The following is a 23,043-nucleotide window of genomic DNA, read 5'->3' as shown; positions in this document are numbered from 1 at the left end:
GCGGCCGGTGCGGCCGGGACCAGCAGGCGCAGGTCGACGGAGTCGGCGAGGGCGCGCATGCCCGCGTCGCCCGGGTGCAGGTGGTCGCCGCCGTCGTAGGCGGGCAGCATGCGGTCGGGCCGGGCGGGGTCGCGCAGGGCGGCGTCGAAGTCGAGCACCGCGTCGAAGGCGCCGCTGTCGCGGATGAAGGCGTTCACCTCCCGACGGGCCCGGTCGACGTCGGCCGTGCAGTCCGGGAACCCGCCGCACGGCAGGATCGTCGCGCCCACCACGTGCAGGCCCCGGGCCCGGGAGCGCTCGGCCAGCGCGCGCAGCCCGGCCACCAGCTCCGCTGCCGGGGTGCGGTGGCGCAGGTCGTTGACGCCCTCGAAGACCACCACGGTCGCGACCCCGGTCTGCGCGAGCACGTCCCGCTCCAGCCGGTGCCGGGCGCTGACGCCCGCCGTGTCGCGGCTGACCCCTTCGCCCGGGTAGCGGTCGGTGACGACGCGGTTGGCGGAGACGCCGTGGTTGAGCACCCCGTAGTCCGGGACGCCGCCGTCGGCGTGCAGGCGGCGGGCCAGCAGGTCCGGCCAGCGGCGGTTGGCCCCGGGTGTGGAGTCCTCGCCGTCGGTGATGGAGTCACCCAGCGCCACGATGCTGCCGGGGCCGCCGTCGACGTCCACCCCCGTCAGGAACGGCCAGAAGGTCAGCTCCGGCCGGAAGTCGCCACCGGCCACGGCGCCGGTGAGGTCTCCGGCGCCGTCCGCGGAGGCGTAGGAGGTCTGCAGCGCCCTGCTGTGCACCGGCGCCGCGCGCACCGTGCCCGGCAGGTGCATGCTCACCAGCAGCACGCCGCCCGCCGGCACGGCCAGCTCCACCGGGTCGCTGACGGCCTGCGCCCCGGCCGCCACGCTGACGCCGGCCCGGCCACCGAAGGTCAGCGGCACCGGCGGCCCGGCCGCGTCCGCCCCCGTGCCGCGCACCGCGACGGACGCCGCACCGATGCGCACGGGGGCGTCGGCGAAGGTGTTGGCCAGCCGGACGCGGGTCCGCGCACCGCCCGCGCTGGCGGGGACGACCAGGCGCAGGGTGCGGTCCGTCCACGGGCCAACGGCCGCGTAGCCGCCGGTGCTCGCCGCCCACGTGCCGCTCCAGCCGTCGTCGGCGGGCTGCACCCGCACGTCGAAGACGTGCAGGTCACGATCCGGGCCCGGGTCTGCGGGCAGCTCGACGGCGCGCACCGGTGCGGGGCGCAGGGGCACCGTCACCGCGTACAGCCGCACCGGCTCGCCCACCCGGCCGTCCGGGGTGTTGCGGTGGGGGAGGGTGACGGCCTTCGTGGCGCGGGGCCCGGCCCGCCAGTCGCCGGCCGTCAGCGTGTACGACGAGCGCGAGCCGTCGGCGTAACGCACCGTGCCCGTGCCCGTCACGGCGTCGCCCGGGCTGCCCGGCGAGCTGCCCGCGACCAGGAACGCCAGTGCCTCGCCGTGCCCGCCGACGCGTACCCACTGCCCGTCGGCCACCACGTTGTCGGCGTTGTCGGCGTTGTCGGCGTTGCCGGTGTTGTCGGCATGACCAGCTTTACCGGCTTCACCAGCGTTGTCGGCGGCCCCCGCGGCGGTGCGCGGGGCGCGCAGCCGGGTGCCGCCGAGGTCCAGCGCGCGCCCCGGCGTCCAGCCGGCCGCGCGCAGGTCCCGCGCCGAGAAGGAGGCGCCCGCGCCGTCGAAGTCGGCCGACCCCGGCGAGGCGTCGTCGCTGACTCCCCGGTTGTCGAACAGCCGCTCCAGCGGCTCGGCGCGGTCGGCCGGGTCGGCGGGCGCCCGCACGGCCGGGGCGGCCACCGCCGGGGCGGGCCCGGTTGCCGTGGCCGGGCTGGTGGGCAGGGCGACCGCCAGGCCGACGAGCCCGGCCAGCATCCGCAGCGAACGACGCCAGCGCACGGGCACGGCGGCTCTCCTTCACGCTCGAAGTGATCCCACGCCCCGTCAGCACACGCCCCGGAGCGGTCCGGTGCGCGACGGGCGGGCGGCGCGGCGGTGTCCATCGGACCACCGGGCGGCGGCGCGCGCCGGTGGCGCCTCCGCGCGGGTCAGTGCGACCCTTACCCCCATGAACATCCCCTTCCTGGGCAACTGGCGCAAGCGACACGGCATGGCGCGCGGCATCGCCGTCTACGGGCCCCTGGCGGAACGGGACCTGGAGGGGGTGGCCCAGTTGTTCTCCGAGTGCGAACTCCTGCGGGACCTGGCCGCCCGGCACGGGGTGCGCCTGGACGACACCGCCGCCTCGCTGGAAGCGCTCGACCAGCTCCTGCCCCGCTGGCGCGACGACCCCGAAACGCTCAGTTGGCTGGGTAACGACGCGGGCCTGTACCTGGGCACGGTTCTCGTGCGGACGGTTCCCGGCGCCCGCTGGACGCTGTGGCCCAACGGCCACCCGGTCGTCGAGCTCGCCTCGGGCCGCCAGATCGAGGTCGTCGACGTCGGCCACGCGTGGGCGTCCGGGGGCACGCCGGAGCTGCACCAGAGCTACGCGGAGGCCGCCGAGTCCTGACCGGCGCGCGGACGGCTGCACGCGTCCGTCGGCTGCACGCGTCCGTCGGCCGTCCGCGTCTGACGGCCGGTGCGCGGGACCGCCGGGGCGCGCGGGCGGCCCGCGCGCTTCCCGTGCCGCGCCTACCGGCCGCGCGGCCGCTCCGGAGCCTTCCGGCGGGCCCACGCGGGCAGGAGGAACCAGCAGGAGACGAACCAGGCGAACAGCGCGCCGGTGATCCAGTACGCGCCCGCGTGCCCGAGGACGACGCGCAGGATGAGCAGCAGCGCGCTGGTGACCGTGCACAGCAGCAGGAGCAGGCCGGTCACCGTGAGCCGCGACGCCCACTCCACGGTCTGGGGCTTCAGCCGGCGGCCCGTCACGAAGCGGTGGAAGGACACCGGCCCGATCAGCGCGCCGGTCGAGGCCGCGCCGAGCACCACGGTGACGACGAAGATGGCCCGGTCGACGTCGCCGAGTTCGGTGAACCGCCGGGTGAAGACGATGCTGAGCAGGAAGGCCAGCAGGATCTGCACGCCGGTCTGGGCGACGCGCACCTCCTGGAGCAGTTCCACCCACCGCCTGTCGGCGCGCTCCTCCTCGGTCTCGTTGCGCCCGCGGGGGCGGGACTCCTCGCTCTCCAGGCTCACGCTCATGGAACCCTCCTCGCCTTCGGGGGCGGCCGCCGTGGTTCGCACTTGTCTCTGTTCGAACGGGGCGCGTTCAAACGTCGCGTGCGGCACCGGGGCCGAACTCCCGTGCGGGCGGCACGCCGAACGGCTTGGCGCGCGAGGGCGCGGGGGAACCGGACGGGCGGCGGCCGCCGGGGTCCGACCGGTGGCCGGGGACGGGACCGGGGCCCGCCTCCCCGCGGCACCGACGCCCCTGGCCCGCCGGGGAGCCGCCGGGAGCCGCCGGGGAGGCGGCGGGCCGGGGGCCCACCACGGACGGGACCCGCGCACCCGGGTGGGCCGACGGGCCCGACCGGCGTACCCTCGGCCCGTGTTCACCACGCGCCCCACCCTCCAGGGCACTTTCGGCATGGCCTCCACCACCCACTGGCTGGCCTCCCAGAGCGCGCTCGGCGTGCTGGAGGAGGGCGGCAACGCCTTCGACGCCGCCGTGGCCGCCGGGTTCGTGCTGCACGTCGTCGAACCGCACCTGAACGGCCCGGCCGGCGAGGTGCCGATCCTCCTGGCGCCCGCCGGGGGGCGGGTGCGGGTGCTGTGCGGGCAGGGCCCGGCCCCGGCCGGGGCGACCGTCGCGCACTACCGCGGGCTGGGCCTGGACCTCGTGCCCGGCACCGGCCCGCTCGCCGCCGCCGTCCCCGGCGCCTTCGACGCCTGGCTCCTGCTCCTGCGCGACTGGGGCACCTGGCCGTTGGAGCGCGTCCTGCGGTACGCCATCGGCTACGCCGAGCACGGGCACCCGCCCGTCGAACGCCTCACCCAGACCGTGGAGACCGTGCGCGAGCTGTTCACCCGTGAGTGGACCAGCTCGGCGGCGGTCTACCTGCCCGGTGGGCGGCCGCCGCGCCCCGGGCGCCCGTTCGCCAACCGCACGCTGGCCGCCACCTGGCGCCGCGTGCTGGCCGAGGCGGCGGCCGCGGGCCCGGGCCGGGAGGCCCGCATCGACGCCGCCCGCCGGGTGTGGCGCGAGGGCTTCGTCGCGGAGGCGCTGGTGGCCGCCGCCGGGCGGCCCACCCGCGACTCCTCCGGCCGGACGCACACCGGCACGCTCGGCGGCGAGGACCTGGCCCGCTTCCGAGCGCACTACGAGGAGCCGGTCACCCACGACTGGCGGGAGTGGACGGTGTGCAAGCCCGCGGCGTGGAGCCAGGGCCCCGTCCTCCTCCAGCAACTGGCGCTCCTGCCCGACGGGCTGGAGTACGGGACCGCCGACTACGTCCACACGCTCGTCGAGGGGACCAAGCTCGCCATGGCCGACCGGGAGGCCTGGTACGGGGACGCCGACGGCCCCGAGGCCGTGCCGCTGGCCGACCTGCTCTCCGCGTCCTACAACGCCCAGCGCCGCGCCCTGGTCGGCGCGCGGGCCTCCCGCGAGCTGCGCCCGGGCAGCCCCGGCGGGCGCGCCCCGCGCCTGTCCGCCCACGCGCGCGCCGTGGCCGCCGGGGCCCCGGCCCCCGCCCCGGCGGCGGGCGCCGGCGAACCCACCGTCGCCCCGGACGGCTTCACCCGCGGGGACACCTGCCACCTGGACGTCGTCGACCGCTGGGGCAACATGGTCAGCGCGACCCCCAGCGGCGGCTGGCTGCAGTCCAACCCCGTCGTGCCGGAGCTGGGCTTCCCGCTGGGCACCCGGCTGCAGATGACCTGGCTCGACCCCGGCCTGCCCGCCACCCTCACCCCGGGCCGCCGGCCCCGCACCACGCTCACCCCCTCGCTCGCCCTGCGCGGCGGCGAACCCGTGCTGGCCTTCGGCACTCCGGGCGGCGACCAGCAGGACCAGTGGCAGACGCACTTCTTCCTCGCCGTCGCCCTGCGCGCACCGGTGCGCGGCGGACTCGACCTCCAGGGCGCCATCGACGCACCGAACTGGCACAGCGAGTCCTTCCCCGGCTCCTTCCACCCGCGCGGCATGCGCCCGGGCCACCTGGTGGTGGAGGAGCGCATGCCACCGGAGGTGCTGGCCGCGCTCCGGGCGCGCGGCCACGACCTCGCGCTCGGCCCGGCCTGGTCCGAGGGCCGCCTGTGCGCGGTCGCCCGCGACCCGGACACGGGCCTGGTCAGCGCCGGTGCGAACCCGCGCGGCATGCAGGGGTACGCGGTCGGCCGCTGACGCCCGCGCGGGGGCGCGGGCAGGCCCGCGACGGGCCCCGCGGCGGCCCGCTCCCCGCGGCGTCCGGCGGGCGTGGTTGGATGGTCAGATGATCGACGACGCGCTCACCGCAGGGGTCGAGGCGGCGATCCGCGCGGCCGCCGCCGAGGAGATCATGCCTCGCTGGCGACAGCTCGCGGACGACGACGTGCTCCAGAAGGCCGGCCCGCACGACCTGGTCACCACCGCCGACCGCAGCGCCGAGGCGCACCTGCGGCGGGCGCTGCCCGCGCTGTTGCCGGGCTCGGCGTTCGTCGGGGAGGAGGGCGTGCACGCGGACCCGGCCATGCTGCACGCGCTGCACGGCGAGGCCCCGGTGTGGATCGTCGACCCGGTCGACGGCACCCGGCAGTTCGTGCGCGGGGAGGAGGGCTTCTGCACGCTCGTCGCGCTCGCCCACCGCGGGGAACTGCTCGCCTCCTGGACGTACCAGCCCGCCCGCGAGCTGCTGGCCACCGCCTGGCGCGGAGGTGGCGCCACCCTGGACGGGCGCGTGCTGACCACCGGTTCCCCCGAGTCAGGCGCGCCGCTGCGGGTCGCCACCGACCACCCCGACTTCATCGACGACGAGCGCCGCCGCGCCCTGCTGCGTCTGCGCACCGAGGGCATCGCGCCCCGGCCCACCGGATCGGCGGGCCTGGAGTACCTGGCCGTGGCCCGCGGCGAGCTGGACGCGCTCGCCTACTCGTGGGAGCTCCCGTGGGACCACGCGGCGGGCCTGCTGCTGGTCACCGAGGCCGGCGGCACCCACGCCACCGGCGACGGCACGCCCTTCACCCTGACCGGCGGCAACGCCCTGCCGTTCGTCGCCGCCCGGGACGAGGCCACCCGCGGGCGTATCCTCTCGGTGCTGGCAGGAGCGAACCCGGGGCGATGAGGGAGAACTGACGTGCCGTCCATGCGCGACGCCGTGGTCGTGGGAGCCGGTCCGAACGGGCTCACCGCCGCCGTGGAGCTGGCCCGCCGGGGCATGACCGTCGAGGTCTTCGAGGCGAGGGACACCGTCGGCGGCGGGGCCCGCACCGAGGAGCTCACACTCCCCGGGTTCCGGCACGACCCCTGTTCGGCCGTGCACCCGCTGGGCGCGGGCTCGCCCGTGTTCCGGGCGCTGCCGCTGGAGCGCTACGGCCTGACCTGGCTGCACCCCGAGCTGGCGATGGCCCAGCCCTTCGACGACGGCACCGCCGCCGTGCTGGCGCACTCGGTGGGCGAGACGGCCATGTCGCTGGGCCCGCACGACGCGGGCAGGTACCGCAAACTCGTCGCCCCCTACACCGGCCGCTGGGACACCCTGGCGGCGGACTTCCTCACCGTCCCCTGGGACGGCGTCCCCGGCGGGCCCCTCACCCTGGCCCGCTTCGGCGCCGTCGGGCTGCCGCCCGTCTCCTGGCTGCTGCGCCGCTTCCGCGACGACCGCGCCCGCGCCCTCTTCGCCGGGCTGGCCGCGCACGTCATGGCCCCGCTGAGCACGCCCGCCACCTCCGGGCTGGCGCTGGTGTTCGCGCTCGCCGCGCACGCGCACGGCTGGCCGCTGGCCCGCGGCGGCTCGCAGGCCATCGCCGACGCGCTGGCCGCCTACCTGCGCGACCTGGGGGGCGTCGTGCACACCGGGGTGGAGGTCCGGCGGATCGACGAGCTGCCGCCCGCCCGCGCCTACGTCTTCGACACCTCCCCCTCGGCGCTCGCCCGCATCGCCGGGCTGGGCAACGCCTTCGCGGGCTTCCGGCACGGCGCGGCCGCCTTCAAGATCGACTACGCGCTGGACGGCCCGGTGCCGTGGACCGCGCCGGAGGCCCGCCGGGCGGGCACCGTCCACCTGGGGGCGAGCACCGCCGAGATCGCGACCGCCCTGGAGGCGGCGGCGAGCGGCCGGGGGGCGCCGGAGGTGCCCTTCCTCATCACCGCCCAGCCCACGCTCGTCGACCCGGACCGCGCCCCGGAGGGCAAGCACGTGTACTGGGCCTACGGGCACGTGCCCAACGGCTGGGACGGCGACCTCACCGACGCCGTCGAACGGCAGATCGAGCGCTTCGCACCCGGCTTCCGCGACCTGGTGCTGGCCCGCGCGGTGGCGGGGCCGCCGGAGCTCGCGGCACGCAACGCCAACTACGTCGGCGGCGACATCGCCTGCGGCGCCTTCACGGGCCTCCAGACGCTGCTGCGCCCGCGCCCGGCCCGCGTCCCGTACGCGACGCCGCACCCGGCGGTGTACCTGTGCTCCGCGGCGGCGTGGCCCGGCCCCGGGGTCCACGGCATGGTGGGCCACAACGCGGCGAAGGCCGTCTGGCGCCGCCTGCGCCAGTCCTGAGACCGCCGGACGCGTGCCGCCGGACGCGGACCGGCGTCCGCGGGTCCGCGCCCCGCCCCGCCCCGCCCCGTGGCGGCCCGGTGCCCCTCGCCCCCGTCCGCCCGGTGCGCCCGACCGGTGTGTGGGCCACCGGGGCGCGGCGCCGTCCCGCCGGATAGGGTCGGACCCGGCGCGACTGCCCGTTCGAAAGCAAGGGACGACCCACATGACGCATACAGGGCGCGTGCTGATCGCCGCGGACAAGTTCAAGGGCTCGCTCACGGCCGTGCAGGTCGCCGACCACGTGGCCGCCGGGCTGCGGCGGGCCCGCCCGGAGGTCCGCGTCGAGGCGCTGCCGGTGGCCGACGGCGGTGACGGCACGGTCGCCGCGGCGGTGGCCGGGGGCTTCGAGCGCCGTGAGGTCACGGTGACGGGCCCGCTGGGCACGCCGGTGGCGGCGGCGTACGCGCTGCACGGTGACACCGCGATCGTCGAGATGGCCGAGGCGTCGGGGCTGCAGCTCCTGCCCGCGGGCGTCTTCGCACCGCTCACCGCGACCACTTACGGCAGCGGCGAGCTGCTGCGGGCGGCCGTCGAGGCGGGCGCGCGGACGGTCGTGTTCGGCGTCGGCGGCTCGGCGACCACCGACGGCGGGGCCGGGATGCTGGCGGCGCTGGGCGCCCGCTTCCTGGACGCCGACGGACGGCCGCTCGCCCCCGGCGGCGGCCCGCTGCGCGAGCTGGTCCACGCCGACCTGTCCGGACTCGACCCACGGCTGAAGGAGGTCGACGTCGTGCTCGCCAGCGACGTCGACAACCCGCTGACCGGTCCGACGGGCGCCCCGGCCGTGTACGGCCCGCAAAAGGGCGCCTCCGCCGTGGAGGTCGCGGAGCTGGACGCGGCGCTGGCCCACTACGCGGCGGTGCTGGCGGACGCGCTCGGGCCGCGGGCCGCCGCGTGCGCGCAGGCGCCGGGCGCGGGCGCCGCCGGCGGCATCGGCTACGGCGCCCTGGTGGGGCTGGGGGCCACGTTCCGGCCGGGCATCGACGTGCTGCTGGACGTGCTGGGCTTCGCCCCGGCGCTCGACCGGGCGGACCTGGTGATCACCGGCGAGGGGTCGATGGACGCCCAGACCCTGCACGGCAAGGCCCCCGCGGGCGTCGCGGCGGCCGCGCGGGCGGCGGGCAAGCCGGTGGTGGCCGTCTGCGGCCGGCTGGCGATCGACGCGCGGCGGGTCGCCGAGGCGGGCATCGAGGCCGTCTACCCCCTGACGGCGCTCGAACCGGACCCGGCCGTCTGCATCGCGAACGCCGGGCCCCTGCTGGAGCGGGTGGCCGCCCGGCTCGCCGAGGAGCGCCTGTAGGACTCGTCCGCCCGCCCCGGCGCGGCCGGGGCGGGCGGACGACGAAGCCCGCCCCGGCCGTGACGCGCGGGTCACGGCCGAGGCGGGCTTGTCGGCGTCAACGAGGCGGCCGCCCGAGGCTAACCCTGGGCGGCCCGCGCGGCTCGCCGGTCCACCCGGAAGGTGTTGACGCGGCGGGCGGTCGCGAACAGCGGGATCACCGCGCCGAGCACCAGTTGCAGGGCGCAGCCCGTCTGGAGCAGCAGTTCGCCGCCCGGCGTGCCCAGCGCCCACGCGGCCAGCATGCCCATGGACAGCAGGATCCAGCTCAGCATCGCCACCGCCAGCAGCCCGCGCGGCTTGGGGTACTCCACCCGGCTCACCATCAGCCAGGCGGTGCCGATGATCGCCAGCAGCGTCGGCACGAACGGCAGTTCCAGCAGCACGATCGACACCACCGTCAGCGCGCCGAAGGGACTCGGCATGCCCTGGAAGATGCCGTCACGGGGCGTGACGCAGGAGAACCGGGCCAGCCGGAGCACCACCGCCAGCAGCACGACGATCGCGGCCAGCGCCGACACGTGCTGGTTGGCGTCCGTGGCCACCATGCCCCACACCAGCACGAAGTAGGCCGGGGCGAGGCCGAAGCTGATGAGGTCGGAGAGGTTGTCCAGCTCGGCGCCCATCGCGGACGCGCGCAGCTTGCGGGCCACGATGCCGTCGAACAGGTCGAAGATCGAGGCCAGCAGTATGAGCATGACGGCCGTGGCCGCGCTGGAGCGGGCCATGCCACCGTCGCCGCTGCCGGTCAGGTGCGGGATCAGCACCCCCGTGGTGGTGAAGTACACCGCCATGAACCCGCAGGTCGCGTTGCCCAGGGTGAGGGTGTCCGCGATCGACAGGCGCATCGACAGCGGCATCTCGTCGTCGGCGTCGTCGTCCAGGGCCCAGGCCGAGGAGGTACGGGGACTGTCGGGATCAGTCGCGGTCAAGGCGTGTCACCCCCGCGGTCGTCGCCTGGCCGACCTCGACGGCCGGCTCGACGCCCTGGGGCAGATACACGTCGACGCGGGAGCCGAAGCGGATCAGCCCGATCCGCTCGCCCTGCTCGACCTTGGCGCCCTGCGGCACGTACGGGACGATCCGCCGTGCCACGGCGCCGGCGATCTGCACCATCTCGACGTCGCCGAGTTCGGTGTCGAAGTGCCAGACGACCCGCTCGTTGTGCTCGCTCTCCTTGTTGAAAGCCGGGACGAAGCCGCCGGGCACGTGCTCCACGGACGCCACGGTGCCGGCCATCGGCGCGCGGTTGACGTGGACGTTCAGCGGGCTCATGAAGATCGCCACGCGGGTACGGCCGTCCTGCCACGGCATGATGGACTGCACGACGCCGTCGGCGGGCGAGATGACCCTGCCGTCGGCGATGTCCCGCTCGGGGTCCCGGAAGAACCACAGCATGCCGGCGGCGAGCGCGGTGGCCGGCACGGCGAGCACCCGGGCCGCGCCGGAGCGCCGGGCCGCGGCGAGGCTGACCGCCGCGGTGGCGACCGTCGGGAGGAACCACGGGGTGGCTCCGCGAGCGATGCGGACGCGACCACGGGGTGCGGGAGAGGGGCGGTGGGGCATGGAAGACCTTCGTAGCGGAGGGTGCCGCGCGGATACGGTGGACCACGGCTTTTCCCCGCATGGTATCGGCTGGACGGGGCAACTGGGAAAGCCGGAGCCGCCGTCGGCCCCGTGGGGCCCGGCCCGGGGTGTGACCTCCACCGCGGCGGAAACACCCCGAACCGGACATAACGCCGCTCAGCTCTGGACGCGGTACTCCTCCAGCAGACGGCGTCCGATGATCATGCGCTGGATCTCCGCCGTACCTTCACCGATCAGCAGCATCGGCGCCTCGCGGTAGAGCCGCTCGATCTCGTACTCCTTGGAGAAGCCGTAGCCGCCGTGGATGCGGAAGGCGTCCTCGACGACCTCCTTGCAGTACTCCGAGGCCAGGTACTTGGCCATGCCGGCTTCCAGGTCGTTGCGCTGGCCGGAGTCCTTCTTGCGCGCGGCCCCGACCATCAGGGCGTGCGCGGCCTCCACCTTCGTGCCCATCTCGGCCAGCTTGAACTGGATCGCCTGGTGCTGGGCGATCGGCTTGCCGAAGGTGTGGCGCTGCTGCGCGTAGGAGACGCCCAGCTCGAAGGCCCGCTGGGCCACCCCGCAGCCGCGCGCGGCCACGTTGACCCGGCCCACCTCGACGCCGTCCATCATCTGGTAGAAGCCGCGGCCGGTCCGGCCGCCGAGCACGCGGTCCGCCGGGACGCGCAGGCCGTCCATGATGAGCTCGGTGGTGTCGACGCCCTTGTAGCCCATCTTGTCGATCTTGCCGGGGATCGTCAGTCCCGGCCGGACCTCGCCGAACCCGGGCTCCTTCTCCACCAGGAAGGTCGTCATGGACTTGTGCGGCGCCGTGCCCTCGGGGTGGCCCTCGTCCGTGCGGCACAACACCGCGACGAGCGAGGACGAGCCGCCGTTGGTCAGCCACATCTTCTGGCCCGTCAGGACGAACTCCCCGCCCTCGCGGACCCCCTTGGAGCTGATGGCCGAGACGTCCGAGCCGAGCGCCGGTTCGGACATGGAGAACGCGCCGCGCACCTCGCCGGCCGCCATCCGCGGCAGGAAGTGGTCCTTCTGCTCCCGGGTGCCGTGCTGCTTGAGCATGTAGGCCACGATGAAGTGCGTGTTGATGATGCCCGACACGCTCATCCAGCCGCGCGCGATCTCCTCCACGCACAGCGCGTAGGTCAGCAGGGACTCGCCGAGCCCGCCGTACTCCTCGGGGATCATCAGGCCGAAGACGCCGAGCTCCTTGAGCCCCTCGACGATCTCGGTGGGGTACTCGTCCTTGTGCTCCAGCTCCGTGGCGACCGGCAGGATCTCCTTGTCGACGAAGCTCCGCACGGTCTCGACGATCTCGCGCTGGATGTCGGTCAGACCCTCGGTCCGCGCCAGGCGTCCCATGTCACTTACCGCCCTTCGGGCGCTCGGCGGGCTCGGGGCGGCCGGGCTGCTCGCCACCGCGCTCGGTGATGTAGGCCTCGGTGGGCACCATGACCTTGCGGCGGAAGACGCACACCAGCGTGCCGTCCTGCTTGTAGCCCCTGGTCTCGACGTGGACCACGCCGCGGTCGGACTTCGACCGCGAGGGCGTCTTGTCCAGGACGGTGGTCTCGCCGTAGACGGTGTCGCCGTGGAAGGTGGGCGCCACGTGCCGCAGCGACTCGATCTCCAGGTTGGCGATCGCCTTGCCGGAGACGTCCGGCACGGACATGCCCAGCAGCAGCGAGTAGACGTAGTTGCCCACCACCACGTTCCGGCCGAAGTCGGTCGTCTTCTCCGCGTAGTGGGTGTCCAGGTGCAGCGGGTGGTGGTTCATGGTCAGCAGGCAGAACAGGTGGTCGTCGTACTCCGTGACCGTCTTGCCCGGCCAGTGCTTGTAGACGGCACCGACCTCGAACTCCTCATACGTGCGGCCGAACTGCATCGCTTACGCCTCCGGTGCCTCGAACGTGCTGGTACGGGTCATGCCGGCGGCGCGGCCCTTGCCCGCGACGACGAGCGCCATCTTGCGGCTGGCCTCGTCGATCATCTCGTCCCCGAGCATCGCCGAGCCCTTCTTGCCGCCCGCCTCGGAGGTGTAGTACTCGTACGCGTCCAGGATCAGCTCCGCGTGGTCGTAGTCCTGCTGGGAGGGGGAGAACACCTCGTTGGCCGCCTCCACCTGGCCCGGGTGCAGCACCCACTTGCCGTCGAAACCGAGCGCCGCGGCCCGCCCCGCCACCTCCCGGTAGCCCTCGACGTTCTTGATCTGCAGGTAGGGGCCGTCGATGGCCTGGAGGTCGTGGTGGCGGGCGGCCATCAGGATGCGCATGAGGATGTAGTGGTAGGCGTCCGCCGGGTAGCCGGGCGGCTGCTCGCCCACCACCAGGGACTTCATGTTGATCGAGGCCATGAAGTCGGCCGGGCCGAAGATGATCGTCTCCAGGCGCGGCGAGGCCGCGGCGATCTCGTCGACGTTCACCAGGCCCGCGGCGTTCTCGATCTGCGCCTCGATGCCGATGCGGCCGACCTCGAAGCCCATCGTCTTCTCGATCTGCGTCAGCAGCAGGTCCAGGGCCTTGACCTGGGTGGCGTCCTGCACCTTGGGCAGCATGACGCAGTCCAGGTTCGGCCCCGCGCCCTCCACCACGGTCACCACGTCGCGGTAGGTCCAGTGGGTGGTCCAGTCGTTGACGCGCACGACGCGGGTCTTGCCGCCCCAGTCGCCGTTGTTCAGCGCGTCGACGATGGTGTGCCGCGCCCCCTCCTTGGCCAGCGGCGCGCAGGCGTCCTCCAGGTCCAGGAACACCTGGTCAGCCGGGAGGCCCTGCGCTTTCTCCAGGAAGCGCGGGTTGCTGCCCGGCACCGCGAGGCAGGAGCGGCGGGGGCGCAGGCGATTGACGGGGGTGCTCATGCGGGGACCTCCAGGGGTTCGAGCTGGTTCGCGAGGCGGATCTCGTCGACGATACGGCCGATGATCTCCGTGATGCCGAAGTCCTTCGGCGTGAAGACGGCCGCGACACCGGCGGCCCTCAGGGCGGCGGCGTCGGCCGAGGGGATGATGCCGCCCACGACGACGGGCACGTCCGCCGCGCCCGCCGCGCGCAGCCGGTCCAGCACGTCCGGCACCAGCTCGGCGTGCGAGCCGGACAGGATGGACAGGCCCACGCAGTGCACGTCCTCGGCCACGGCCGCCGAGACGATCTGCTCCGGGGTGAGCCGGATGCCCTGGTAGACCACCTCGAACCCGGCGTCCCGGGCCCGCACGGCGATCTGCTCGGCGCCGTTGGAGTGGCCGTCCAGGCCCGGCTTGCCCACCAGCAGCCGCAGCCTGCCGCCCAGTTCGCCGGCGGTGGCGGCCACCTTGCTCCGCACCCGGGCCAGCGCCGAGCCCGCTTCGGCGGCCACCGCGACCGGGGCGCCGCTGACGCCCGTCGGCGCGCGGAACTCGCCGAACACGTCGCGCAGCGCCCACGCCCACTCGCCGGTGGTCACCCCCGCCCGGGCGCACTCCACGGTCGCCGGCATCAGGTTGGCGTCCCCGGCGGCGGCCTTCTTCAGCGCCGCGAGCGCCTCCTGCGCCCTGGGCTCGTCCCGCCGGTCCCGCCAGGTGCCCAGCGCCGCGACGACACGGGCCTCGTTCGCCGGGTCCACCGTCATGATCGCGGTGTCCAGGTCGGCCGTCAGCGGGCTCGGCTCGGTGGACTCGTAGCAGTTGACGCCGACGATCTTCTCCTCGCCGGACTCGATCCGTGCCCGGCGCTCCGCGTGCGAGGCCACGAGCTGCGACTTGAGGTAGCCGGACTCGACGGCGGCCAGTACGCCGCCCATCTCCTGGATGCGCTCGATCTCCGCCAGCGACTGCTCCACCAGCCCCGTCACCTTCGCCTCGACCACGTGCGAGCCGGCGAAGATGTCCTCGTACTCCAGCAGGTCGCTCTCCAGTGCCAGCACCTGCTGGATGCGCAGCGACCACTGCTGGTCCCACGGGCGCGGCAGGCCCAGCGCCTCGTTCCAGGCGGGGAGCTGCACCGCGCGGGCGCGGGCGTCCTTCGACAGCGTCACGGCCAGCATCTCCAGCACGATGCGCTGGACGTTGTTCTCCGGCTGCGCCTCCGTCAGTCCCAGGGAGTTGACCTGGACGCCGTAGCGGAACCTGCGGTGCTTGGGGTCCGCGATGCCGTACCGCTCGCGGGTGACGCGGTCCCAGATGCGGGTGAAGGCCCGCATCTTGCACATCTCCTCGACGAACCGCACTCCGGCGTTGACGAAGAACGAGATCCGCGCGACGACGTCGCCCATCCGCTCCGGCGGCACCTGGCCGGAGTCGCGCACGGCGTCCAGCACGGCGATCGCCGTGGAGACGGCGTACGCGATCTCCTGCACCGGCGTGGCCCCGGCTTCCTGCAGGTGGTAGCTGCAGATGTTGATCGGGTTCCACTTGGGGACGTGCGCCACCGTGTAGGCGATCATGTCGGTGGTCAGCCGCAGGGAGGGCCCCGGCGGGAACACGTGGGTCCCGCGCGAGAGGTACTCCTTGACGATGTCGTTCTGCGTCGTGCCCTGGAGCCTGCCGATGTCGGCGCCCTGCTCCTCGGCGACCACCTGGTACAGCGCCAGCAGCCACATGGCGGTGGCGTTGATGGTCATCGAGGTGTTCATCTGCTCCAGCGGGATGTCCTGGAACAGCCGCCGCATGTCGCCCAGGTGGGAGACGGGCACGCCCACCCGGCCCACCTCGCCCCTGGCCAGCACGTGGTCGGGGTCGTACCCGGTCTGCGTGGGCAGGTCGAAGGCGACCGACAGGCCGGTCTGGCCCTTGGCGAGATTGCGGCGGTACAGCTCGTTGGACGCCTCGGCCGTCGAGTGCCCGGCGTACGTCCGCATCAGCCAGGGCCGGTCCCGTGGCGGCCGGCCGCCGGGGTTGTGGCGCTCAGTCATGACGTCTCGCGTCTCTTCTCGGCTTCTCAGACGTTGCGGAAGCGGTTGATGGCGTCGAGGTGCCGGGCGCGCAGCTCCGGGTCGCTGACGCCCATCCCCTCCTCGGGCGCCAGGCACAGCACGCCGACCTTGCCCTGGTGGAGGTTCTTGTGCACGTCGTAGGCGGCCTGCCCGGTGTCCGCGAGGGCGTAGGTCCGCGACAGCGTCGGGTGGATCTTGCCCTTGGCGATCAGCCGGTTGGCCTCCCACGCCTCGCGGTAGTTGGCGAAGTGGGAGCCGACGATGCGCTTGAGCGACATCCACAGGTAGCGGTTGTCGTACTCGTGGGTGTAGCCGGAGGTCGACGCGCAGGTCACGATGGTGCCGCCCTTGCGGGTGACGTAGACCGAGGCGCCGAAGGTCTCCCGGCCGGGGTGCTCGAAGACGATGTCCACGTCCTCGCCGCCGGTCAGCTCGCGGATGCGCTTGCCCAGCCGCTTCCACTCCCTGGGGTCCTGGGTGTGCTCGTCCTTCCAGAACCGGTAGCCCTCGGCCTTGCGGTCGATGATCGCCTCGGCGCCCATGGCGCGGCAGATGGCCGCCTTGTCCTCGCTGGAGACGACGCAGATCGGGTTGGCGCCGCCGGCCAGTGCGAACTGCGTGGCGTAGGAGCCCAGGCCGCCGCTGGCGCCCCAGATGAGGACGTTGTCGCCCTGCTTCATGCCCGCGCCGTTGCCCGAGACGAGCTGCCGGTAGGCGGTGGAGTTCACCAGCCCGGGGGCGGCCGCCTCCTCCCAGCTCAGGTGCCGGGGCTTGGGCATGAGCTGGTTGGACTTCACCAGGGCGATCTCGGCGAGCCCGCCGAAGTTGGTCTCGAACCCCCAGATGCGCTGCTCCGGGTCGAGCATCGTGTCGTTGTGGCCGTCGGCGGACTCCAGCTCGACGGACAGGCAGTGCGCGACGACCTCGTCACCGGGGTGCCAGGCGTTGACGCCCGGGCCGGTGCGCAGGACGACACCGGCGAGGTCGGAGCCGATGACGTGGTAGGGCAGATCGTGCCGCTTGGTCAGCGGGGAGAGCTTGCCGTAGCGCTCCAGGAAGGCGAACGTGGAGACCGGCTCGAAGATCGAGGTCCACACCGAGTTGTAGTTGACCGAGCTGGCCATGACCGCGACCAGGGCCTCGCCCGGGCCGAGTTCGGGCACCGGCACGTCGTCCAGGTGCAGCGACTTGCGCGGGTCCTTGTCCCGGCTGTCCAGGCCCTGGAACATCTCCTGCTCGTCGCGGTGCACGGTCACCGCGCGGTAGGACTCGGGCAGGGGAAGAGCGGCGAAGTCCTCCCGGGTGCTGTCGGGGGAGCAGATCGCGTCGAGGATCGGGTTGGTCACGGTATGCCTCCGGCGAGCGTGTACGGGGACGCGGGTGGGCGAGGCAAGGCGGTTCGTGCGACACCGCGTGGGTCGCGGTAAAGAGCCTGGTGACGCAGGCTTCGCCGGGCGCGTGGTGAGGGTGTACCGCGGGGACAGCGCCGTCGGCGGACCCTCACTGTATGACACGCAGTGCCAGCCGACAAGACACCCAGTGCCAGTTGTTTTTCCGCTCCCGTCATCCGCCCGTCACCGCACGGAGACACCGGCCGAACGCTTCCCCCGGGGGCCGGGCGGGGCTCCACGGGCGGGCCGCCTCGCGGGCGGCGGCCGGTCAACGCGGGGGCGTGGGCGTGCCGGGCCGCGGGGCGCGGGGAGGTGCCGGGAGGTGCGCGGTGCTCGCGTACGGCGGCCCGCGGCGCGCCCGCGCCGCGGGCCGGGCGGGGCGAGCGGGTCCGGGCAGCGGTCCGGGGCCGGGGCGGCCCTGCCGGACGCCGGCGAAGGGCGCGGCTCGGCGGGCGCGGGACCGGAGGCGCCGGGCGCGGGGCCGGGGCCGCCGCGCGGCCGTCCGCGGTGCCGCAGGCGGAGGCGGGCCCAGGAGCCGGAGCGCGCCGCCGGTCGGGCGGGACGCGGCACCCGGTCCCGGCGAGGGGCGCGGGCGCCCGGGGCCCGGCGCGGGGGTTACGCGCGCAGCGCGCGTTCGATCGTGCGCATGATCTGCGGCAGCGGGGTGTCGGTGCGGGCGACCGTCACCAGGACGTCGCCCTGCGCGGAGGCGGCCGGAGCGGCGCTCGTGCCCGGGGCGCCGCCCAGCGCCGTGGAGCGGGCGCCGAAGCCGGTGCCGAACGTGGAGCGCACGATGGAGAACGCCCGGTCGAGCTGGCCCTCGACGTCGCCGCGCGCGCCCGAGCGCAGCCAGCGCCGCAGCACGTGGTTGTGCGCGGTGACGACCGCCGACGCCGCGACCTCGGCGAGCAGCGGATCGTCGTCGCCGTCCCGGTGCGCGGCCTCGTCGAAGTGCCCCAGCAGGTAGCGGGTGAACAGCCGCTCGTACCGCGCGACCGAGGCGATCTCGCGCTCGCGCAGCGCCGGGACCTGCCGCGTCAGCTTGTAGCGCTCGACGCTCCCGGCCGGGGAGGCCGCGTACATCCGCATGACCTCCTTGATGCCCCGGCACACCGTGTCCAGCGGGTGCTCGTGCGGCGGAGCGGCCTCCAGGACCGCCTTCGCCCGCTCCAGGGTGTCGTCGTGGTCGGGGAAGATGGCCTCTTCCTTGGAGCGGAAGTGGCGGAAGAAGGTCCGCCGGGCCACGCCCGCCGCGGCCGCGATCTCGTCGACCGTCGTCTCCTCGTACCCCTTGCTCGCGAACAGCTCCATCGCCGCGGCCGCGAGTTCCCGGCGCATCTTCAGGCGCTGGGAGGACGCGGAGCTGCGAGCAGGTGTAGGGGAGGGCTTGGCGGGCTGCGACATGTGGGGAACGTTACACGGGCCGCGGTGCGGGGGAGACGGGCCACCGGAGGAAGGCTCCAGCAACCCGCCCCACCCCGTGGGAGCGCTCACCGACGGGCGTACTCGCGGAACCCGCGCCCGGACTTGCGGCCCAGGCACCCGGCCGCGACCAGGTGCTCCAGCAGCGGCGCGGGGGCCAGCCCCGGCTCGCGGAACTCGCTGTACAGCACCTGCTCGATGGCCAGGGAGACGTCGAGCCCGACGACGTCCAGCAGCTCGAAGGGGCCCATCGGGTAGCCGCCGCCCAGCTTCATCGCCGCGTCGATGTCGTCCAGCGTCGCGTAGTGCTCCTCCAGCATCTTCACCGCGTTGTTCAGGTACGGGAAGAGCAGGGCGTTGACGATGAAGCCCGCGCGGTCGCCGCAGTCCACCGGGTGCTTGCGGACGCGGGCGCACACCGCGCGGACCGTGGCGTGCGCGTCGTCCCCGGTCAGCACCGTGCGGACGACCTCGACGAGTTTCATGGCGGGGGCCGGGTTGAAGAAGTGCATGCCGACGACGTCCCGCGGGCGGCCGGTGGCCCGGGCGCAGGCGACCACGGGCAGCGAGGAGGTGGTCGTGGCCAGGACGGCGCCGGGCTTGCAGACGCGGTCCAGCGTGCCGAACAGCTCCTGCTTGACGGCGAGGTCCTCGGCGACGGCCTCCACCGCCAGGTCCACCTCGGCCAGCGCCTCCAGGGTGTCGGCGGGGGTGACCCGTGCGAGCACGGCGTCCCGGTCCTCCTGGCTGAGCCGCCCCTTGCGCACCGAGCGGTCCAGGGACGCGGCGATGCGCGCGGCGGCCCGCTCGGCCTTCTCCCGGCTGCGTGCGACGAGCGTGACGGCGTACCCGGCCTTGGCGAAGACCTCCGCGATGCCGCTGGCCATCGTGCCCGACCCGGCGACGCCGACCGCGCGCACCTCGCGCGCGGTGCCCTGACCGGCGTCGGCGGCCGGGGTGAGCGCGTCGGGCACCGTGGTGGCCGAGCCGGGCGCGTCGTAGGTGTAGAAGCCGCGGCCGGCCTTGCGGCCGGTCAGCCCCGCGCGGCTGAGCTGGCCGAGGATCGGCGCGGGCGCGTGCAGCCGGTCGTGGGACTCGGCGTACATCGCCTCCAGCACGGTGCGGGCGGTGTCGACGCCGATGAGGTCGAGCAGTTCGAGCGGCCCCATGGGCAGGCCCGCGCCCAGCCTCATCGCCGCGTCGATGTCCTCGCGCGTGGCGTACCGCGCCTCGTACATGGCGGCGGCCTGGTTGAGATAGCCGAACAGCAGCCCGTCGGCCACGAAGCCGGGCCGGTCCCCGGCACGGATCGGCTCCTTGCCGAGCTCGTGGACGAGTTCGGTCACCGCCTCGACGGCGTCGGGGGCGGTGAGCACCGAGGAGACCACCTCGACGAGCCTCATCGCGGGCGCCGGGTTGAAGAAGTGCAGCCCGACCACGCGTTCGGGGTGGGCGGAGTCGGCGGCCAGCCGGGTGACCGACAGCGCGTTCGTGCCGGTGGCCACGACGGCGGTGGGCCGCACGATGTCGTCCAGCGCCCGGATCACCGCGTGCTTGAGCGCGTAGTCCTCGGGCACGACCTCGATGACGAGCCCGGCCTCGGCCACCGCCCGCAGGTCGGAGAACGTGCGGAAGCGGGCCAGGACGTCGGTGCGTTCCCGCTCGGTCATCTTCTCCCGCGCCACGGCGCGGGCGGTGGTGGCCTCCAGCGCGCGGACGGCGTGCCGGGCCGCCTCGTCGCTGACGTCGACGCCGATGACCTCGCGGCCCGCGCGGGTGAGGACTTCGACGATTCCGGTGCCCATCGTGCCGAGGCCGACGACGGCCACTGTGCTGAGGGAGGGACGGTCCATCACGGGACTCCAGGGGTGACGACTTGGCAGGGAGGGTGCTGACCGCCGCCCACGGGGTGTGGTCCGCCGTGCGGGCGTCGCTGGTCGCACTGGTGTCAGGAACGGCGACGGCCCTGCCCGGGGCCGCGTCGTCGCGTCGTGCCGTGCACGTGTCGCTGAACCGCTTTGCACTCTCGGCGGCTGCGTCACCAGACCGCCTGAGCGGGTGTCCCGCTCTGATGAGCAGGCTAACCGGCCGGTAACAAGAACGCCACCCCCTCGCCGCTGTGTCCCGCGCCACGGTGGCCGTCCGCTCCGCCGCTGCCGGGGCCGCCCGGTGCGCCGGCGGTTCCGCCGCCGTGGCGCGCGGCGCGCCGGCGGCCTCGGGCGGGCAGCGCGGCGGGCCCGCGCGGCCCGGACGGCCCGCGCGGCCCGGACGGCCCGCGCGGTCGGTGCGGCCCGGGGGCCCGCGCGGCCCGCTGGCTCGGGTGGCCCGGGGCCGGGCGGTGGTTTCGGGCGGGCCCGGGAGTGGGGAGGCACCCGGCATGGACGGTCGGCTGGAGCGCATCGCCGCGCGCGCCCCCGCGCACGAGCAAGGGGAGGCGGGCCGCCTGCTCGCCCTCGCCGCCGCGCGGACCCCCGCCGCCCGCGACGAACTCGCCGCGACGCTCACGGCGCCCGGCCGCCCCCTGTGGGCCCGCGAGCTGGCCGCCTGCGCGCTCGCCGACGCCGGTGACCGCCGCGCCTTCGAGACGCTGGTGTTCCTGCTCAACTACCGCGACCCGGCCCGGGGGGAGAGCGCCGCGGCCGCGCTGCTGCGCCTGGGCGACCCCCGCACGGCCCGGGCCGCCGCCGCGCTCGCCGCCAACGAGCTGCGCACCGCCTACGCCCTGCACCCCGTGCGGCTCCTGGCCGAGCTGCGCGCACCGCAGGCCGTGCCGACCCTCACCGCGCTGCTGACCCGGCTGCTGGCCGGGCCCGCGCACCACTGGCCCGTCGCCCGCGCCTGCGTGGCGGGCCTGGGGGTCCTGGGCGACGTCCGGGCGGTGCCGGTGCTGCGGGCGGCCGCCGGTCACGCACCGCTGGCCGGTGAGGCGCGCGCGGCGCTCGCGGAACTCACGGCCACCTGATTGCCGCATCCGGAGGTACGAACCGGGCGTAAGTGGGTACAGCGACGGGTCGGAGCCATGCCCGACCCGCTCAGCGACGCAAGGAGTGCAGGACCGTGACCGACGACCGCCCGGTGCTCACCAACCGGCAGGGCCACCCCGTCCACGACAACCAGAACCAGCGCACAGTCGGCTCCCGTGGTCCGGCCACGCTGGAGAACTACCAGTTCCTGGAGAAGATCAGCCACTTCGACCGCGAGCGCATCCCCGAGCGCGTGGTGCACGCACGCGGCGTGACCGCCTACGGCTACTTCGAGGCGTACGGCAAGTGGGGCGACGAGCCGATCGACCGCTTCACCCGGGCCAAGCTGTTCCAGGAGGCCGGCAAGCGCACCGACGTGGCCGTCCGCTTCTCCACCGTCATCGGCGGCCGGGACTCCTCCGAGGCCGCCCGCGACCCGCGCGGCTTCGCGGTGAAGTTCTACACCGAGGACGGCAACTGGGACCTCGTCGGCAACAACCTCGCCGTCTTCTTCATCCGGGACGCGATCAAGTTCCCCGACGTCATCCACGCCCTCAAGCCCGACCCGGTCACCTTCGAGCAGCAGCCGCGCCGAATCTTCGACTTCATGTCGCAGACGCCCGAGAGCATGCACATGCTCGTCAACCTCTTCAGCCCGCGCGGCATCCCGGCCGACTACCGGCACATGCAGGGCTTCGGGGTGAACACCTACAAGTGGGTCACCGCGGACGGCCACACCAGGCTGGTGAAGTACCACTGGCTGCCCAAGCAGGGCGTGCGCAGCATGACCGAGGAGGACGCGGCCAACGTCCAGGCGGACGCGCTCGGCCACGCGACCAAGGATCTGTACGAGGCCGTCGCCCGGGGCGACCACCCCGAGTGGGAGCTGGTCGTGCAGATGATGGACGACCACGAGCACCCGGAGCTGGACTTCGACCCGCTGGACGACACCAAGGTCTGGCCGGAGCAGGAGTTCCCGCCCAAGCCCGTGGGCCGCATGGTGCTGAACCGGATGCCGGAGAACTACTTCGCCGAGAACGAGCAGATCTCCTTCGGCACCGGCGTCCTGGTGGACGGCCTGGACTTCTCCGACGACAAGATGCTCGTCGGCCGCACCTTCTCCTACAGCGACACCCAGCGCCACCGGGTCGGCCCGAACTACCTCCAGCTCCCGGTGAACCAGGCGAAGAACGCGCAGGTGCGCACCAACCAGCGCGACGGTGCGATGACGTACCACGTGGACAGCAGCGGGGCCGACCCCGCCGTCAACTACGAGCCCTCCCTCACCGGCGGCCTGCGCGAAGACGTGGAGCCCTCGCACGACGAGCAGGGGCCGCAGATCAACGGGCGGCTCACCCGCAAGCGCATCGAGCGCACCAACGACTACCTCCAGGCCGGGCAGCGCTACGCCATGATGGAGGACTGGGAGCGCGACGACCTGGTCACCAACTTCGTCACCCTGATCGGCCAGTGCGACCGGGCGGTGCAGGAGCGCATGGTGTGGCACTTCCTGCTGGTGGACAACGACCTCGGGCTGCGCGTGGGCGAGGGGCTCGGCATCGGCCCGCAGGACGTGGCCAAGCTGGAGCCGCTGCGCGGGCAGCACCTCACCGACGAGGACCGCGAGCGGCTGGCCAACCTCGGCTCGAACCCGCCGCGCGACGTCGAGGGCCTGACCATGACGCACTGCGTGCCCAACGAGCGCCACGTGGTCACCCGCTGACCCACGCTGACGTC

Annotated in this window: 18 protein-coding genes; 7 read left to right on the top strand and 11 right to left on the bottom strand. The window is 74.5% G+C overall.

All coding sequences use genetic code 11. The features are described 5' to 3' along the window. A partial coding sequence (locus OSB71_RS22435) for an SGNH/GDSL hydrolase family protein (protein WP_265950618.1) occupies nt 1-1,898 on the bottom strand: 1,898 nt, incomplete at its 3' end. Nucleotides 1,899-2,091: 193 nt separating this feature from the next. Between OSB71_RS22435 and OSB71_RS22430 the strand changes: the two genes are divergently transcribed. Beyond that, complete coding sequence (locus tag OSB71_RS22430; RefSeq protein WP_265950613.1) at nt 2,092-2,535, top strand: DUF6278 family protein; 444 nt, start codon at nt 2,092-2,094, stop codon at nt 2,533-2,535. Nucleotides 2,536-2,657: 122 nt separating this feature from the next. On the opposite strand, the gene OSB71_RS22425 is transcribed toward OSB71_RS22430, so the two are convergent. Further along, nucleotides 2,658-3,170, bottom strand: a complete 513-nt coding sequence (locus tag OSB71_RS22425) for a DUF6328 family protein (protein WP_265950612.1) — start codon at nt 3,168-3,170, stop codon at nt 2,658-2,660. A 385-nt stretch (nt 3,171-3,555) separates the two neighbouring features. Between OSB71_RS22425 and OSB71_RS22420 the strand changes: the two genes are divergently transcribed. From OSB71_RS22420 to OSB71_RS22405, 4 genes are all read left to right on the top strand, one after another. Further along, the gene (locus OSB71_RS22420) at nt 3,556-5,313 is read left to right on the top strand and encodes a gamma-glutamyltransferase family protein (RefSeq protein ID WP_265950617.1); all 1,758 of its coding nucleotides are present in this window, start codon (nt 3,556-3,558) and stop codon (nt 5,311-5,313) included. A gap of 88 nt (nt 5,314-5,401) precedes the next feature. Beyond that, on the top strand, nt 5,402-6,229 hold the full coding sequence (locus OSB71_RS22415; protein WP_265950611.1) for an inositol monophosphatase family protein: 828 nt from the start codon (nt 5,402-5,404) through the stop codon (nt 6,227-6,229). 12 nt (nt 6,230-6,241) lie between these two features. After that, nucleotides 6,242-7,660 carry a phytoene desaturase family protein gene (locus OSB71_RS22410; RefSeq protein ID WP_265950610.1) on the top strand — a complete coding sequence of 473 codons (1,419 nt, stop codon included), beginning with the start codon at nt 6,242-6,244 and terminating at the stop codon, nt 7,658-7,660. Between the two features lie 205 nt (nt 7,661-7,865). Next, nucleotides 7,866-9,002: a glycerate kinase gene (locus OSB71_RS22405; protein WP_265950609.1), complete on the top strand. Its 1,137-nt coding sequence runs from the start codon at nt 7,866-7,868 to the stop codon at nt 9,000-9,002. 119 nt (nt 9,003-9,121) lie between these two features. Here OSB71_RS22405 and pssA read toward each other — a convergent pair whose 3' ends face one another. The 9 genes from pssA to OSB71_RS22360 all read right to left on the bottom strand — a co-directional run bounded on the left by pssA (nt 9,122) and on the right by OSB71_RS22360 (nt 20,196). Continuing rightward, the gene (pssA, locus tag OSB71_RS22400) at nt 9,122-9,973 is read right to left on the bottom strand and encodes a CDP-diacylglycerol--serine O-phosphatidyltransferase (RefSeq protein ID WP_265950608.1); all 852 of its coding nucleotides are present in this window, start codon (nt 9,971-9,973) and stop codon (nt 9,122-9,124) included. Then, entirely contained in the window at nt 9,960-10,607 is a 648-nt protein-coding gene (locus tag OSB71_RS22395) for a phosphatidylserine decarboxylase (protein ID WP_265950607.1), read from the bottom strand. The genes pssA and OSB71_RS22395 overlap by 14 nt, the downstream gene beginning before the upstream one ends. Nucleotides 10,608-10,784: 177 nt before the next feature. Then, on the bottom strand, nt 10,785-11,990 hold the full coding sequence (locus OSB71_RS22390) for an acyl-CoA dehydrogenase family protein (RefSeq protein WP_265950606.1): 1,206 nt from the start codon (nt 11,988-11,990) through the stop codon (nt 10,785-10,787). A 1-nt stretch (nt 11,991) separates the two neighbouring features. Next, the gene (locus OSB71_RS22385) at nt 11,992-12,513 is read right to left on the bottom strand and encodes a MaoC family dehydratase (RefSeq protein WP_265950605.1); all 522 of its coding nucleotides are present in this window, start codon (nt 12,511-12,513) and stop codon (nt 11,992-11,994) included. Nucleotides 12,514-12,516: 3 nt separating this feature from the next. Further along, the gene (locus OSB71_RS22380; protein ID WP_265950604.1) at nt 12,517-13,482 is read right to left on the bottom strand and encodes an HpcH/HpaI aldolase/citrate lyase family protein; all 966 of its coding nucleotides are present in this window, start codon (nt 13,480-13,482) and stop codon (nt 12,517-12,519) included. Further along, on the bottom strand, nt 13,479-15,509 hold the full coding sequence (locus OSB71_RS22375; RefSeq protein ID WP_265950603.1) for an ethylmalonyl-CoA mutase: 2,031 nt from the start codon (nt 15,507-15,509) through the stop codon (nt 13,479-13,481). Before OSB71_RS22375 ends, OSB71_RS22380 begins: the two co-directional genes overlap by 4 nt. Before the next feature lie 26 nt (nt 15,510-15,535). Beyond that, nucleotides 15,536-16,876, bottom strand: coding sequence for a crotonyl-CoA carboxylase/reductase (gene ccrA, locus OSB71_RS22370; RefSeq protein ID WP_265950602.1), 1,341 nt, complete (start codon nt 16,874-16,876; stop codon nt 15,536-15,538). Between the two features lie 660 nt (nt 16,877-17,536). After that, nucleotides 17,537-18,325, bottom strand: coding sequence for a TetR family transcriptional regulator (locus tag OSB71_RS22365; protein ID WP_265950601.1), 789 nt, complete (start codon nt 18,323-18,325; stop codon nt 17,537-17,539). 86 nt (nt 18,326-18,411) lie between these two features. Then, complete coding sequence (locus OSB71_RS22360) at nt 18,412-20,196, bottom strand: 3-hydroxyacyl-CoA dehydrogenase family protein (protein ID WP_265950600.1); 1,785 nt, start codon at nt 20,194-20,196, stop codon at nt 18,412-18,414. A gap of 524 nt (nt 20,197-20,720) precedes the next feature. Here OSB71_RS22360 and OSB71_RS22355 point away from each other — a divergent pair. Then, nucleotides 20,721-21,305 (top strand): HEAT repeat domain-containing protein, encoded by a 585-nt coding sequence (locus OSB71_RS22355; protein WP_323055334.1) that lies wholly within the window; start codon nt 20,721-20,723, stop codon nt 21,303-21,305. A 95-nt stretch (nt 21,306-21,400) separates the two neighbouring features. Next, on the top strand, nt 21,401-23,029 hold the full coding sequence (locus OSB71_RS22350) for a catalase (protein ID WP_265950599.1): 1,629 nt from the start codon (nt 21,401-21,403) through the stop codon (nt 23,027-23,029). The last annotated feature ends 14 nt before the right edge of the window (nt 23,030-23,043 follow it).

Origin of the sequence: Streptomyces marinisediminis, from assembly GCF_026262575.1 — a bacterium.
Classification (GTDB): Bacteria; Actinomycetota; Actinomycetes; order Streptomycetales; family Streptomycetaceae; genus Streptomyces; species Streptomyces marinisediminis.
This window is presented reverse-complemented; position numbering and strand designations above follow the sequence as displayed.

Coding starts and splice junctions, on each gene's coding strand:
- OSB71_RS22385 (WP_265950605.1), bottom strand. CDS start 12,513: ATGCAGTTCGGCCGCACGTATGAGGAGTTCGAGGTCGGTGCCGTCTAC.
- OSB71_RS22380 (WP_265950604.1), bottom strand. CDS start 13,482: ATGAGCACCCCCGTCAATCGCCTGCGCCCCCGCCGCTCCTGCCTCGCG.
- OSB71_RS22390 (WP_265950606.1), bottom strand. CDS start 11,990: ATGGGACGCCTGGCGCGGACCGAGGGTCTGACCGACATCCAGCGCGAG.
- OSB71_RS22360 (WP_265950600.1), bottom strand. CDS start 20,196: ATGGACCGTCCCTCCCTCAGCACAGTGGCCGTCGTCGGCCTCGGCACG.
- OSB71_RS22405 (WP_265950609.1), top strand. CDS start 7,866: ATGACGCATACAGGGCGCGTGCTGATCGCCGCGGACAAGTTCAAGGGC.
- OSB71_RS22395 (WP_265950607.1), bottom strand. CDS start 10,607: ATGCCCCACCGCCCCTCTCCCGCACCCCGTGGTCGCGTCCGCATCGCT.
- OSB71_RS22425 (WP_265950612.1), bottom strand. CDS start 3,170: ATGAGCGTGAGCCTGGAGAGCGAGGAGTCCCGCCCCCGCGGGCGCAAC.
- OSB71_RS22420 (WP_265950617.1), top strand. CDS start 3,556: ATGGCCTCCACCACCCACTGGCTGGCCTCCCAGAGCGCGCTCGGCGTG.
- OSB71_RS22365 (WP_265950601.1), bottom strand. CDS start 18,325: ATGTCGCAGCCCGCCAAGCCCTCCCCTACACCTGCTCGCAGCTCCGCG.
- OSB71_RS22430 (WP_265950613.1), top strand. CDS start 2,092: ATGAACATCCCCTTCCTGGGCAACTGGCGCAAGCGACACGGCATGGCG.
- OSB71_RS22375 (WP_265950603.1), bottom strand. CDS start 15,509: ATGACTGAGCGCCACAACCCCGGCGGCCGGCCGCCACGGGACCGGCCC.
- OSB71_RS22355 (WP_323055334.1), top strand. CDS start 20,721: ATGGACGGTCGGCTGGAGCGCATCGCCGCGCGCGCCCCCGCGCACGAG.
- OSB71_RS22415 (WP_265950611.1), top strand. CDS start 5,402: ATGATCGACGACGCGCTCACCGCAGGGGTCGAGGCGGCGATCCGCGCG.